Source organism: Streptomyces virginiae (assembly GCF_000720455.1).
Classification (GTDB): Bacteria; Actinomycetota; Actinomycetes; order Streptomycetales; family Streptomycetaceae; genus Streptomyces; species Streptomyces virginiae.
On record NZ_JOAK01000014.1, the window covers coordinates 20686 to 34012 of the forward strand.

10 protein-coding genes are annotated in these 13327 nt (G+C 72.0%); 4 read left to right on the forward strand and 6 right to left on the reverse strand.

Translation table 11 applies throughout. The features are described from left to right. Window positions 1-25 precede the first annotated feature (25 nt). Together IG86_RS0121245 and IG86_RS0121250 are read left to right on the forward strand one after the other, a co-directional pair. Window positions 26-3328, forward strand: a complete 3303-nt coding sequence (locus tag IG86_RS0121245) for a DUF4082 domain-containing protein (RefSeq protein ID WP_051785310.1) — start codon at window positions 26-28, stop codon at window positions 3326-3328. After that, entirely contained in the window at window positions 3325-4374 is a 1050-nt protein-coding gene (locus IG86_RS0121250; protein ID WP_030898732.1) for a glycosyltransferase, read from the forward strand. Before IG86_RS0121245 ends, IG86_RS0121250 begins: the two co-directional genes overlap by 4 nt. Here IG86_RS0121250 and IG86_RS0121255 read toward each other — a convergent pair. Further along, on the reverse strand, window positions 4293-5069 hold the full coding sequence (locus IG86_RS0121255; RefSeq protein WP_199814456.1) for a hypothetical protein: 777 nt from the start codon (window positions 5067-5069) through the stop codon (window positions 4293-4295). The two genes, IG86_RS0121250 and IG86_RS0121255, sit on opposite strands and share 82 nt — an antisense overlap. A gap of 62 nt (window positions 5070-5131) precedes the next feature. Between IG86_RS0121255 and IG86_RS0121260 the strand changes: the two genes are divergently transcribed. Then, entirely contained in the window at window positions 5132-7165 is a 2034-nt protein-coding gene (locus IG86_RS0121260; RefSeq protein ID WP_030898737.1) for an O-antigen ligase family protein, read from the forward strand. Beyond that, window positions 7102-8109, forward strand: a complete 1008-nt coding sequence (locus IG86_RS0121265; RefSeq protein ID WP_045936583.1) for a glycosyltransferase — start codon at window positions 7102-7104, stop codon at window positions 8107-8109. The genes IG86_RS0121260 and IG86_RS0121265 overlap by 64 nt, the downstream gene beginning before the upstream one ends. Here IG86_RS0121265 and IG86_RS0121270 read toward each other — a convergent pair. Genes IG86_RS0121270 through wecB form a run of 5 tightly spaced genes read right to left on the reverse strand, consistent with a single transcriptional unit; the run spans window position 8079 to window position 13325 of the window. Then, window positions 8079-8879: a glycosyltransferase family 2 protein gene (locus IG86_RS0121270; RefSeq protein ID WP_030832701.1), complete on the reverse strand. Its 801-nt coding sequence runs from the start codon at window positions 8877-8879 to the stop codon at window positions 8079-8081. The genes IG86_RS0121265 and IG86_RS0121270 overlap by 31 nt on opposite strands. Window positions 8880-8907: 28 nt before the next feature. Next, on the reverse strand, window positions 8908-9972 hold the full coding sequence (locus tag IG86_RS0121275; protein ID WP_045936582.1) for a lipoprotein: 1065 nt from the start codon (window positions 9970-9972) through the stop codon (window positions 8908-8910). 10 nt (window positions 9973-9982) lie between these two features. Then, entirely contained in the window at window positions 9983-11431 is a 1449-nt protein-coding gene (locus IG86_RS0121280; RefSeq protein ID WP_030898741.1) for an oligosaccharide flippase family protein, read from the reverse strand. Then, a complete protein-coding gene (locus IG86_RS0121285) occupies window positions 11428-12165 on the reverse strand; it encodes a YveK family protein (RefSeq protein WP_051785311.1) in 738 nt (245 codons plus the stop codon). Before IG86_RS0121285 ends, IG86_RS0121280 begins: the two co-directional genes overlap by 4 nt. Before the next feature lie 29 nt (window positions 12166-12194). Further along, window positions 12195-13325, reverse strand: a complete 1131-nt coding sequence (gene wecB, locus IG86_RS0121290; protein ID WP_037942801.1) for a non-hydrolyzing UDP-N-acetylglucosamine 2-epimerase — start codon at window positions 13323-13325, stop codon at window positions 12195-12197. Window positions 13326-13327 lie beyond the last annotated feature (2 nt).

Here is a 13327-nt window from a genome sequence, read left to right on the forward strand (position 1 = left end):
TGCCGACGTACACAATGAGGTCCAGATGAACAAACGGACAAAGTTGCTCCGTTACGGTCTCTTCACCGTGGTGGCGGCCCTGATGGCCACGGCCCTGCCTCCGGCCTCCGTGGCCGCGGCGGCCGATCCCTGCGGTCCCACGACGAACGCGATCGTCTGCGAGAACTCCAAGCCGGGCACCCCGATGGAGGAGTGGTTCGCGCCGAGCGCGTACGGCGACATCAAGGGATTCCCGGCCCAGACGAGCGTCCAGGCCGGCGACACCCTGCAGTTCAAGATCCAGTCGCCGACGCCGTACAAGGTGTCGGTGTACCGCCTCGGCCACTACGGCGGCACCGGGGCCCGGCTGATGTCGACCGCGGCGCAGGCCGCCCAGACGTACCCGGCGAACTTCGCGCCCGGCGGGAACCCGGCCGCCTGCACCACCAAGGCCTCCACCGGCCTGGTCGACTGCGGCAACTGGCCCGTCACCGCGACGTGGTCCGTGCCGGCCGACGCCGTCTCCGGCCTCTACGTCGCCAACTTCGACCAGGCGGACGGCAACGGCGTGATGCCGTACCCGTTCGTCGTCCGCAAGGACTCCAGCCACTCCGACATCGTCGTGCAGACCAGCGACCAGACCTGGCAGGCGTACAACAACTACGGCGGCCAGGACCTCTACGACGGTGGTGGGCCCGCGCCCGACGGGCGGGCGTACGAGGTCAGTTACAACCGGCCCATGGACATCGGCGGGGACAACGGGATCTACGGTTCCGAGTTCCAGATGGTGGCGTGGCTGGAGCGCAACGGCTACGACGTGAGCTACATGTCGGGGATCGACATGTCGGTGCGCGGCGCGACCCTGATGCCGAACCACAAGGTCTTCATGTCCTCCGGGCACGACGAGTACTGGACCCAGGACCAGTTCACCAACGCCCTCAACGCGCGCCGGGCCGGGCAGCACCAGACGTACTTCGCGGGCAACGAGATCTTCTGGAAGACCCGGCTCGCCCCGAGCATCGACGGCGCGAACACCGCCAACCGGACGCTGGTCTCGTACAAGGAGACCAAGCTGTCCTTCCCCCAGCCCAACGGCATCCCCGACCCGAGCGGGATCTGGACGGGGACCTTCATGGACCCGGCCGGCGCCACGAACGGCCGGCCCTTCCAGCCGCAGAACCAGCTGACCGGCTCGATGTTCAGCGTCAACGGCTACCGCAGCGACGCGATCACCGTGCCGGGCACCTTCGCCAAGCAGCGGCTGTGGCGCAACACCTCCGTCGCGAACCTCACCCCCTCGCAGACCGCCACGTTCCCGCAGGGCACGCTCGGCTACGAGTGGGACAGCGACGTGGAGAACGCCAGCCGTCCGGCCGGGCAGATCCAGATGTCGTCCACGACGGTCGACATCGAGGACGGCAAGCTGCTGAAGGACTACGGCAACACCTACGGCAACGGCACCGCGAAGCACAGCCTGGTGGCGTTCCGCGACCAGACCTCGCACGCGCTGGTGTTCGGCGCGGGCACGGTGCAGTGGTCCTGGGGCCTGACCAACATGCCCACCTCCAACCCGGACGACACCGTGGTCACCGCCGACAAGCGGATGCAGCAGGCCACGGTGAACGTGTTCGCCGACATGGGCGTCCAGCCCAAGTCCCTGCAGAGCGACCTGGTCGCCTCGACCGCCTCCACGGACGCGGTGGGCCCCGGCATCAGCGTGACCAGCCCGGCGGCGAACGCCACCGTGCCGGCCCTGCGGCCGGTGACCGTCACCGGTACGGCGACCGACACCGGCGGCGGCGTGGTGGCCCGCGTCGAGGTGTCCACCGACGGCGGCACCACCTGGAAGGCGACCACCGGCCTGGCGAGCTGGAGCTACACGTGGACGCCGACCACCCCGGGTCCCGTGCAGATCAAGGTGCGCGCGGTCGACGACAGCGTCAACATCGGCGCGACCACCACGGTCCCGCTGACCGTCGGGCCGCAGCAGTGCCCCTGCACCGTGTGGCCCGCCGCGGCCGTGCCCGGCACCGTCAACGCCGGTGACGGCAGCGCCGTCGAACTCGGCGTGAAGATCCGTTCCTCGGTGGCCGGCTCGATCACCGGCGTCCGGTTCTACAAGTCCCCCGCCAACACCGGTACCCACACCGGCAGCCTGTGGAGCAGCACCGGCCAGCGCCTGGCCACGGGCACCTTCACCAACGAGACGGCGTCCGGCTGGCAGCAGCTGAACTTCTCCAGCCCGGTGCCGATCAAGCCGAACACCACCTACGTCGCCTCCTACTTCGCCCCGAACGGCGGCTACTCCTTCGACAACACCTTCGCCACCGCCGACGCGGGCCTGGCCCCGCTCACGGCCCTGAAGAACGGAACCGACGGCGGCAACGGCGTCTACCGCTACAGCGGCACGGGCGGGTTCCCGAACAAGGCCTCGACCGGCAGCAACTACTGGGTGGACGCGGTGCTGGACACCTCCGGCGCCAGCACGACCCCGCCCACCGTCACCGGTACCTCCCCGCAGTCGGCCGCGACCGGCACCCAGATCACGGCGGCGGTGACGGCCACCTTCAGCACCGCCGTCGACGCGGAGACGCTCACCTTCACCGTGAAGGACGCGGGCGGCGCCACCGTCCCGGGCACCAAGGTCCTCGGCGCGTCGAACAGCGCCACCTTCACCCCGTCCTCCGAGCTGGCCCTGAACACCACGTACACGGCGTCCGTCCAGGTCTCCGACCTGTGGGGCAACGCCATGACCGCGCCGGTCGCGTGGAACTTCACGACCAGCGCGAGCCCTCCGGCGGTGAACTGCCCGTGCACCCTGTGGAACGGCACGGCGACGCCGAGCACCGCCAACGTGGGCGACGACGCCAACTCGGTGGAGCTGGGCACCCGCTTCCAGTCGGCGGTGAACGGCTACATCACCGGTGTCACCTTCTACAAGGGCCCCGGTAACACCGGCACCCACACGGGCAGCCTGTGGTCCGCCTCCGGCACCCTGCTGGCCACCGGGACCTTCGGCAGCGAGACCCTGTCCGGCTGGCAGCAGCTGCAGTTCGCGACGCCCGTGCCGATCACGGCGGGCACCACGTACGTGGCCTCCTACCACGCACCGAACGGCAACTACTCCGTCGACGGGGGCTACTTCTTCGGCGCCCACCGCTCCTACCCGCTGGTGGCCCCGGCCGACGCGCCGGGGAGCGCCAACGGGCTCTACAAGTACGGCTCCGCCACCGTCTTCCCGTCGAACACCTACGGTTCGGTGAACTACTGGGTCGGTCCCGTCTTCACCACGACCCCGCCGAACTCCCTGCAGTCCACGGACGGTTCCACGGAGGTGTCCGGCCAGTGAGCACGGTCAGCGTGGTGATCCCCTGCTACAAGTACGGCCACTTCCTGGCCGACTGCGTCAAGAGCGTCCTGGACGAGCAGGAGGGCGTCGACGTGCGGGTGCTGATCATCGACGACGCCTCGCCCGACGACTCCGCGGACGTGGCGCGCGCGCTGGCGGCGGCCGACCCCCGGATCGAGGTACGGGTCCACGAGCGCAACCGGGGGCACATCGCGACCTACAACGAGGGTCTGCTGGAGTGGGCCGACGGCGACTACGTCGCGCTGCTCTCGGCCGACGACCGGCTGGTCCCGGGGGCCCTGGTGCGCGCCGCCGCCCTGCTCGACGCCCATCCGGAGGCCGGCTTCGCCTACGGCAGGCCGCTGCGCTTCCGGCACGGCGGTCCGCTGCCCGCGGCCCGCACCCGGTCCACCGGGTCGGTGGTCTACCCCGGGCGGTGGTGGCTGGACCGGCGGTTCCGGGAGGGCACCGGCTGCATCACCTCGCCCGAGGTGGTGGTCCGTACCAGTCTCCAGCGCAAGGTCGGCGGGTACGATCCGGAGCTGCCGCACGCCGGTGACATCGAGATGTGGATGCGGCTCGCGGCGCACGCCGACGTGGGCTACGTCCAGGGAGCCGACCAGGCCTTCTACCGCGTCCACGGCGACAACATGTCCACCACGGACTTCGGCGGGCAGCTCGACGACCTGCGCCAGCGCCTGGTCGCCTTCGACTCGGTGCTCGACAAGTGCGGCGATCTGCTCCCGGGGTCCGACCGGCTGGCGGTCGCGGCGCGCACCCGGCTCGCCCGGTACGCGCTGCGGCGCGCCTACCGGGCCTACGACCGGGGGCGGACCGCCGTGGTGCCGGTCGACGAGCTCGTGCGGTTCGCGGCCGAGTGCCTGCCCGACGGCTACACGTCGCTGGCCGAGTACCGGGCGCTGCTCAGGCGCCGGCGGATCGGTCCGCGCGTGATGCCCTACCTTCAGCCGCTGGTGCTGTCGGCCGTCGCCGACCGGGGGCGCGAGTGGCTGTGGTGGCGGTCCTGGAAGCGCCGAGGGATCTGATGTCCCGTCTCCACCGGTTCCACCGGCGGGTCCTGCGGACCGGCGTCGGCGCTCTCGCGCCGGCGCCGGTTCCGGCCTGTCAGGAGCCGGTCGGTCCACAGGGTCGCGGCCACGCCGACGACCGCGGCCACCAGGGCCACTCCGGCCAGGGCCCGCATCCGGTCGCCGGTCCGTGCGACGGCGTGCGGCTGCACCAGCAGGTCCACGCTCATCCGCGCCGCGTCCGGGATGCCCTGCTGCGTCTGGAGGTCGGTCAGGTGCCGGGTGTAGATCTCGATGATCTTCCGTACGGAGGCGTCGGCCACGTCGGGGTCGGAGTGCTCGACCTGGATCTGCAGCGAGGGGATCAGGTGGCGCGGGGTGACGCTGGTGCCGCTGTTGCGCGGTGTCATCCGGTAGGTGCCGGCGACTCCGCCCGCTGTGAGTTCGGCCGCTCCCGCGGGCGAGTCCAGCTGCTGCACCACCGCGTAGGAGACGGCGGCGAGCGGCGGCTGGAGGTTCGCGAGCTGGTTGGGCTGCCGGCTGGTCACCGGCGGCTTGAGCACCACGATCGCGGAGCTGAGGTGGACCGGCTGGGGCCGCAGCACCGCCGCCGCTCCGGCGGCCGCGAGCAGCACCGCCACGACCAGGACGTACCAGCGCCGGCGCAGCGCTCGGACCAACTCACCAGGCGACACGGGGATCCTTTCCTTCATGTCCGATCTTTGCAGGACCCGGGTAGGTCCGCCATCAAATCCGTTACCCGGCAGGGGTGTTCGTGAGCATTCGTGAAATGGGCGCGGTGCTGCGCCGGCGGTGGTACGTGATCGTGCCGGCGATCGTGCTCAGCCTGCTGGCGGCGCTGCACCTGTACCGGTCGGTGCCGGTGGCGTACCAGTCGCAGAGTTCGGTGGCGCTGCTGGACTCCTCGGCGGCGGCCAAGCTGCCGCCCGCCTTCGGCAATCCCATCTCCAACGCGGGCGGCGCCCTGGTGGTGACCGCGGACGTGCTGATCAGGACGCTGTCGGGGGCGGACGCCGCCCGTGAACTGCACAGCCTGGGCGTGACCGATCCCTACACCGTCGGGTTCGCCGCGAACACATCGGGGCCGCTGCTGACGCTGACGGTCACGGGCACCGACCGGGAGAAGGTGCTGGAGGAGACCAACCTCCTGACGGGTTTCGCCGGGGAGCAGCTCAACGCGCTGCAGGCGGCGGCCAAGGTGCAGCCGGCGTACATGGTGCAGACCGCGCCGGTGGTGCTGCCGCAGACCCCGGTGCCGCAGCTCAAGAGCCGCTACCAGCAGGTTCTGGGGGTCCTCATCCTCGGTGTCGGCGGCGGGTTCGTCCTCTCCTTCGTGGCGGACGCGCTGGCGGCGGCCCGCCGGCGCAGGCGCGAGAGGGCCGCCGAGGCCGCCGGCACGCCGGGCCGGGCCGCCCGCCGCAGGTCGCGGGGCCGCCATGTGGACGCCACCGCGCTGCTCACCGGGTATCTGGCGCTGGCGTTCTTCATCCCGTCGAACCTGACGCTGCCGGGCCTGGGCGGGGTGGGGACCCCGGCCAACGTGTTCGCCCTGCTGGCCCTGTTCTGGTATCTGGCGACCTGGCTCGCCGGCCGGATCAGGCCGGCGGCCGGGACCCGGCTGCCGCGGGTGGCGATGTGGCTGCTGGCCGTGTCGGTGCTGGCCTCCTACATCGCGAACGCGGGCCGCGGGAGCGTGCGCAAGGAGCTGCTCGGCGCGGACCGCGGCCTGATCGCCCTGCTGGTGTGGGTGTCGCTGGTGGTGCTGGTCTCCGCCGGGATCCAGGACCGTACGCGCCTGGACGTCCTGATGCGCCGGGCCGTGGTGATGGGCACGATCGTGGCGGCCGTCGGGTTCTACGACTTCTTCACCGCGACCAACATCGCCGACAGCATCAGCATCCCGGGGCTGACGTCGGGCGTCCCCCAGATCACGACCCTGGACCGCGGGGCGTTCACCCGGCCCCGGTCCACGACGGCGCAGCCGCTGGAGTTCGGCGGGATGCTGGCGCTGCTGCTGCCCTTCGCCGTGCAGCAGGCCTTCGATCCGGTACGCCGCCACCTGAAGGCCTGGCGCCGCTGGGGGCCGGTGGCGCTGATGGGCGGGGCGCTGCCGCTGACGGTGTCGCGCACCTCGATCATCGGGGCGCTGATCGTGATCCTGGTGATGGTGCCGCGATGGAAGCCGCAGCGGCGGTGGACCGCGATCGGTGTGCTGGCGGGCGCGGTCGCCTGCTTCAAAGTGATCATCCCGGGGCTGATCGGCACCATCACCGCCCTGTTCGCGTCCTTCCTGTCCAACTCCGACAGCAGTACCCAGGCCCGTACCGTGAAGTACAGCGCGATCGTCCCGTACCTGGACGAGCGCCCGCTGTTCGGGCGGGGTCTGGGCACCTTCATTCCCGAGCTCTACTTCTTCACCGACAACCAGTACATGCTGACCCTCGCCGAGATGGGGTTCCTGGGGCTGCTCGCGCTCGTGTTCCTCTTCCTCACCGGTATCCACCAGGGCGGGGCGATCCGCCGGCTGGCCGTCGGCGAGTCCGACCGGGAGCTGGGGCAGGCGTTCTTCGCCTCCGCGGTCGTCGCCCTGGTCGTCAGTGCCACGTTCGACGCACTCAGCTTCCCGATGTTCGCCGGGATGTTCTTCCTGACGATCGCCGCCGGAGGCAGTTACCTCGGCTTCATCCGGCGCGCGGCGCCGAAGCCCCGATCCGTGGAGTTCCCATGTCTTCCCGCCGATCAGCATCTCCCGAGTCCCTCCCCGGCTCCTCCGGCTCCGGTCCGGTAGCGGTCCTCGTCGTCACCTGGAACAGTGCGGAGGTCCTGCCGGAGTTCCTCGCCTCGCTGCCGGAGGGCATGGCCGGGCTCGACTGGCGCCTCGTCGTCGCCGACAACGACTCCGCCGACGCCACGGTGGAGGTGGTGCGCTCGTTGGCTCCGGACGCGACGGTCGTCCAGACCGGGCGCAACGCCGGCTACGCGGCCGGGGTGAACGCCGCGCTGGCGGCCGCCGCCGGGTGGGAGGGCGGCTTCCGGGCCGCCCTGGTGTGCAATCCGGACGTCCGGATGCGGCAGGGCTGCGCGAAGCTGCTCGTCGACGCGCTGGGCGAGGCGGGCCCCGGCGGCGGCCGGGTCGGGATCAGCGTCCCGCTGCTGTACGAGGAGGACGGCCGGACGCTGCTGCACTCGCTGCGCCGCGAGTCCAGCGTGACCCGGGCGCTCGGCGAGGCGGTGGTCGGCAACCGCCGGGCGGGCCGCTTCCCGCGCTGGAGCGAGCTGGTCACGGACCCGGCCGCTTACGGGCGGCGGACGGTTGCGGACTGGGCGACGGGGGCGCTGATGGCGCTGTCCGGGGAGTGCCTGGCCGCGTGCGGGCCGTGGGACGAGTCGTTCTTCCTGTACTCGGAGGAGACCGAGTACTGCCTGCGGGCCCGGGACCTCGGTTTCGTGACGAGGCTGGAGCCGTCGGCCTCGGCCACCCACCTGGGCGGGGACTCCCAGGTGTCGCCGCGGCTGTGGACGCTGCTGACGGTCAACCGGGTCCGGCTCTACCGGCGCCGCCACGGCGTCGCGGCCACCACCGCCTTCCGGGCGGCCGTGCTGCTGCGGGAGTCCTCCCGGGCGGCCCTCGGCCGCCCGGCGAGCCTGGCGGCCGCCCGCGCCCTGGCGGGCCCGTCGGCCCTGCGCGCCGTGCCCGGCCCTCAGCCGGCCGGGCCGTCCCAGGCGGTGTAGAAGCTGCCGGGGTTGACCAGGTAGCGGACGGTGGGGCGGGGCAGGTGGCGTACCTCGTGGCGGCGGGCGTAGCGTCGGATGAGCTCCCAGTCCTCGCGGGGCAGCACCTGGGGGGTGCGCCGCAGCCGGCTGAAGTGCAGGGCCCTGCTGCGGCGGGCCACGAAGGCGTTGGTGTCCAGGAATGCCTCGTGGGCGGCGCGGCGGCGGTCGAACGGCACCGACAGGACGTCGCGCTCGGTGCCGTCCGGCAGCACCCTGCGCAGCGCGGTGTAGACGGCGTCGGGTCCGCCGGCCGCGTCCAGTGCGGTCAGGGCCTGCTCCAGGTGGTCGGGCTCCCACAGGTTGTCGTCGTCGAGGAAGGCCACGTACCGGGAGCGGGTGAGCCGGATGCCCACGTTGCGCACGACTCCTGCGGTCGCCGTGTTGCGGGCCAGGGAGACCGCGAAAAGGCGCGGGTCCGTGGGCAGTTCGGGCAGTCCGGCGCCGTCGTCGACGACGATGACCACCTGGTCGGCGACGGTCTGGGCCAGGGCGGAGCGGACGGCCGCGCGCAGCGCGTCGGGGCGCCGGTGGGTGGCGATCACGGTGGCGACCCGGGCGTACGGCGGCCGGCCCAGGAGGGCTGCGAGGCGGGTGGTCTCGGTGTCCTCGAAACGCCGCAGCCGTACGGCGGAGGGCAGGAGCAGGAGCTTGTTGCGGGCCTCGAAGAGCACCAGCCAGCCGAAGGCCCGCTTGAGCAGTTCCCAGGGGGCCCGGGCGATACGGCGCATCGTGGAATCTCCGTGGTGGGGTGGGGTGTCAGGGGGCGGGTTCCACCGGGCGGCCGTCGGACATGCGGTTGTCCTTCCACACGTTCCCGGCGCCGCCCGCGTTCCAGGCGGTGACGGGGCCGTAGGCTCCACTGGCCGGGTGGTACTGGGTGGAGAAGACGTTGCCGGTGACCCGGATACCGGTGGCGCCCGGGCCGCCGCCGTAGAGCGCGTACGCGCCGCCGGCGAGCCAGTTGTCCTCGACGAGGACGGAGGAGACGACTCCGGTGTCGGCGAAGAGGCCCACCGCGGCGGTGGCGCCCTTGTCGACGGGGGTGGCGTTGAGCAGGGTGTTGTGCCGGACGGTCAGCCGGCCCTTGTTGCCGCCGCCGCTGATGACGGCGTCGGTGTGCTGCCATTCGCCGCCCTGGTTGCGGAAGGCGACGAGGTCGTGCACGTAGTTGTCGTGCAGGTCGCCCTGGCCCATGGACAGGGCGTTGCCGAACACCGAGATGTCGCACCAGCCGACCTCGATGGAGCTGCCGCCCATGTTGGACACGGCGTAGTTGACGCCTCCGTTGTCGGGGCCCTTGCCCGGTACGGCGGTGATGGTGGTGTGCAGGACCTTCAGCCCGCTGAAGCCGGGGCGCAGGTTGATCCCCCACCAGTTGGTGGAGGTGATCCTGCTGTCGATGACGGTGACGTCGTTGGCGTAGACGTCGAGCGAGCCGCGGATGTCCCAGCCCTTGATGACCGTGCCGTCCTTCTTGACCGACATGTTGCCGGTGTCGTGCCGCTCCAGGGCGATCCGCGGGCCGGTGCTGTTCGCGTCGGGGTATCCGCAGGCCCCGGGTGAGGTGCAGGCGGTGGGTGAGGGGGCGGGCGACGGGTCGCCCGATCCCGGCGGGGCCGCCGGGGAGGGTGTGGCCGAGGGGCTCGGCGTGGCGGTGGGGGCGGGCATCGCCGTCCCGGGCAGGGCGGCCGACGGTGTCGCGGAGGGGGCGGCCTTCGGGTCGCTCACCCCGGTGCGGTCGGCGTCGTACAGGGTGAGGACGACGGCGAGCACCACTCCGGCGAGCAGCCACGCCACGAGGCGCCTGCGGTTGCGTGTCATGGCCGGTCGCCTATCCTCGGAGCGTTTTTCGGGCGGGCAGGAGGCATACGGCGTAGCACAGGGTGCCGGCGGTCGCGGTCGCGAGGAGCGCGGGCACGGAGTCGCCGAGGGAGCGTTCCAGCAGGAGGAGCACGGCGGTCATCACGGCGCCGCCGAGCAGCGGCCAGGCGCAGGCCCGTACGAGGGTAGGCAGGCGGATGCCGCCGCGGTGCAGCGCGAGCAGGAAGACCGGGACCACGACGGCGCAGGCGACGACGACGTGCCCCTGTGCCACGCCGACGATCCCGCCGCCGCGGGCGCCGATCACGAGGGCCGGGATCAGGATGAGCAGCCACAGGCCCTGGACCCCGATGAGGGAGCGGCGCCGGCCGATGGCGAGCAGGCAGTCGTAGGCGAGTTCGCAGCCGATGCGGACCAGGCCCAGGGCCATGAGCCAGGGCAGGGCGCCGGCCGCGGGCAGCCAGCGTTCGCCGTAGACGAGCCCGATGACGGGTGCGGCGAGGGCGGCGAGCAGGACGCAGAGCGGGACGGTGGCCGCCGTCACCACGCCGAGGGCGCGGGCGAAGCCGGCGGCCAGTGCCTGTGGTGAGTCGGCCAGCCGGGAGAAGCCGGCGAAGGAGACGCGGCGGGCGGCTTCGGAGATGATGCGGACGGGCCAGCCGGAGATGTTGAAGGCGAGTACGTAGAAGCCGAGGGCGAGGGGGTCCAGGGTGGAGCCCACCACCATGGTGTCGACGTTGACCACGCCGAGGGCGAGCATGCTGGCTCCGGCGAGCGGGAGGCCGAACTTCAGCAGTGCGCGGGCCTGTTCCCTGTCCCAGCCGAACTTCAGGGTGCCGGGCGCGGCGAGGCAGCAGCCGATGAGGGCGGCGACGTTGCCGACGACGGAACCCCAGGCGAAGCTCATGGCGCCCCAGCCCTGGACGGCCAGCAGCAGGGTGACCGCGGTGCTGAGGACGAAGTTGAGCGCGTCGACGGCCATCCGCCGGCCCTGCGCGAACTCCCGGGTGAGGAAACCGGCCGGGACCTGGGAGAGGCCGTCGAGGACCACGCACAGGCACATGACCCGCAGGACTCCGGACGCCTCCGGCGAGCCGAGGACGTCGGCGACGGCCGGGGCGGTCGCGAACAGCACGGCGTACAGCAGGCAGCTGGAGGCGGCGCTGAGGGTGAGGACGGTGGGGGCGAAGCGGCGCGGGTCGCCCTCCCAGCGGACGATGGCGAGGGAGACGCCGAGTTCGTTCGCGGAGAGCAGGACGAGCAGGACGGTCTGGGCGATCCCGTACACGCCCCAGGCCTCGGGCCCGAGGAAGTAGCGGGCGAGGACGATGCCGGTAGCGAAGTTGCCGAGGCGCATGACGACGGTGTTGACCAGGCTCCACTTGGCCGCGGAGCCGACCTTGCGTCCCAGGGAGGGCGCCGCCGGGGTGGTCTGCGTGCTGGTACCGGTGTCGGTCACGGTGAACCCGCCCCGCCGGAGCCGACCGTGCGCAGTGCCATGGTCTCGTCGGTCGCGGCGGGCGTCGCGGCGCCGGGTCCGGCGGTGGCGGGCACGGCCGGCGTCCCGGCCGGGGCCGGGCGGTCCTTCCCGCGCGGGGTGCGCCGCCGGGCCTCGACGAAGAAGGTGGCGACGAGGCTGAGGACGAAGCCGAGCGCGCCCACCATCACGATGTACTGGAGCCGGGTCTTGGTCTGCGCCTGCGGTTTCTGCGGGGGCACGATGGTCGCCATCCGGATCATGGCCGCGGGGGCGACGGACTGCTGGGTCTGGAACTCCTTGAGCCTCTTGTCGGCGTAGGAGGCGAGGAGTTCGTCGGACTTGAGGACGGCTGCCGGGTCGGTGCCGGTGACGGTCAGCCACATGAAGGGGCCCTGGGCGTTGTCGGCGATCTTCACCTCGTGCTTGCCGGTGACGCCGAGGGCCTTGAGGTCGGCTTTGGCGCCGTCCGAGTTGAGGTTGCGGGCGAGGCCGTCGGCCATGCCGGTGAGCGAGGCCTGCGTGCTGAGGAAGGGGTTGCCGTCGAAGGCCTCGGTGGCCTTCGACGAGTTGAGCAGCGTCACGGTGCTCTGAGACTGGTATTCCACCGGGATCAGCAGGTGCACGGCGGTGGTCAGTGCCGCTGTCAGCAGCAGTCCGGGCAGCAGCACGTACCAGCGCCTGCGCATGACCCGCCATATCTCGGCGAGATCCATGGTCTTCCCCCTTGTTGCGGATGTTCCGGTTACTGCGGTCCGTGCCCGGCGGCCGGCACGAGGTCGGTGGGTCTGGGCCGGGTACGGGCGGGTCCGCCGTCCAGGAGGACGGCGGCGATGCGCTCGCTGGCGCGGCCGTCCCACAGGGCGGGGCAGCGCGGTGCGGGCGGGTCGTCGAGCACCTTGTCCACGGTGGCGACGATCCGGTCGGGATCCGTGCCGGCCAGGACGTTGGTGCCCTCCGCCACGGTGACGGGGCGCTCGGTGTTCTCCCGCAGGGTCACGCAGGGCACGCCCAGCGCGGTGGTCTCCTCCTGGACGCCCCCGGAGTCGGTGAGCACCAGCCGGGCGGAGTCCTGCAGGGCGATGAAGTCGAGGTACCCGGCGGCCGGTACGAGCCGGATGCCGTCGGGTACGCCCAGTTCGGCCAGGCGCTGGGCGGCCCGCGGATGCACGGGCAGCAGCAGCGGGCATCGGCCGGCGATCTCGCCGAGGGCCTTGAGCAGGCCGCGCAGCGCTCCGGGGTCGTCCACGTTGGCCGGCCGGTGCAGGGTGACCAGGCCGTATCCGCCGCGGGTGAGGCCGTGGCGGTCCAGGACGTCGGACTGCCGGGCCCGGTCGAGGTTGGCGAGGAGGGTGTCGATCATGACGTTGCCGACGAGGTGGATCTGGTCCTCGCGGTAGCCCTCCGCGCGCAGGTTCGCCGCGGCGTCCGGCGAGGGGGCCAGCAGGTAGTCGCTGACCCGGTCGGTGGCGACCCGGTTGACCTCCTCGGGCATGCTCCAGTCGCGGCTGCGCAGGCCCGCTTCCACGTGGGCCAGCAGCGGGCCGGCCTTCGCGGTCACCAGGGCGCAGGCGAGGGTGGAGTTGATGTCCCCGACCACCACCACGGCGTCCGGGGCCAGTTCTTCGACGAGCGGCTCGAAGGCGGCCATCACCCGGCCGGTCTGCTGGGCGTGACTGCCCGATCCGGCGCCCAGGTACCGGTCGGGCGGCCGGATGCCGAGGTCGCGGAAGAAGACGTCGTTCATGGACTCGTCGTAGTGCTGTCCGGTGTGGACGAGGACCACCTCGGCGCCGCGGCGCTCCAGGGCGTCCATCACCGGTTTGATCTTCATGTAGTTGGGGCGCGCCCCGGCGACGCAGACGATCCTGGTCATGG

Bases quoted from the DNA above. Each gene is read 5' to 3' on its own strand.
- IG86_RS0121245 (WP_051785310.1), top strand. From the start codon at position 26: ATGAACAAACGGACAAAGTTGCTCCGTTACGGTCTCTTCACCGTGGTG.
- IG86_RS0121255 (WP_199814456.1), bottom strand. From the start codon at position 5,069: ATGAAGGAAAGGATCCCCGTGTCGCCTGGTGAGTTGGTCCGAGCGCTG.
- IG86_RS0121265 (WP_045936583.1), top strand. From the start codon at position 7,102: ATGTCTTCCCGCCGATCAGCATCTCCCGAGTCCCTCCCCGGCTCCTCC.
- IG86_RS0121270 (WP_030832701.1), bottom strand. From the start codon at position 8,879: ATGCGCCGTATCGCCCGGGCCCCCTGGGAACTGCTCAAGCGGGCCTTC.
- IG86_RS0121275 (WP_045936582.1), bottom strand. From the start codon at position 9,972: ATGACACGCAACCGCAGGCGCCTCGTGGCGTGGCTGCTCGCCGGAGTG.
- IG86_RS0121285 (WP_051785311.1), bottom strand. From the start codon at position 12,165: ATGGATCTCGCCGAGATATGGCGGGTCATGCGCAGGCGCTGGTACGTG.
- wecB (WP_037942801.1), bottom strand. From the start codon at position 13,325: ATGACCAGGATCGTCTGCGTCGCCGGGGCGCGCCCCAACTACATGAAG.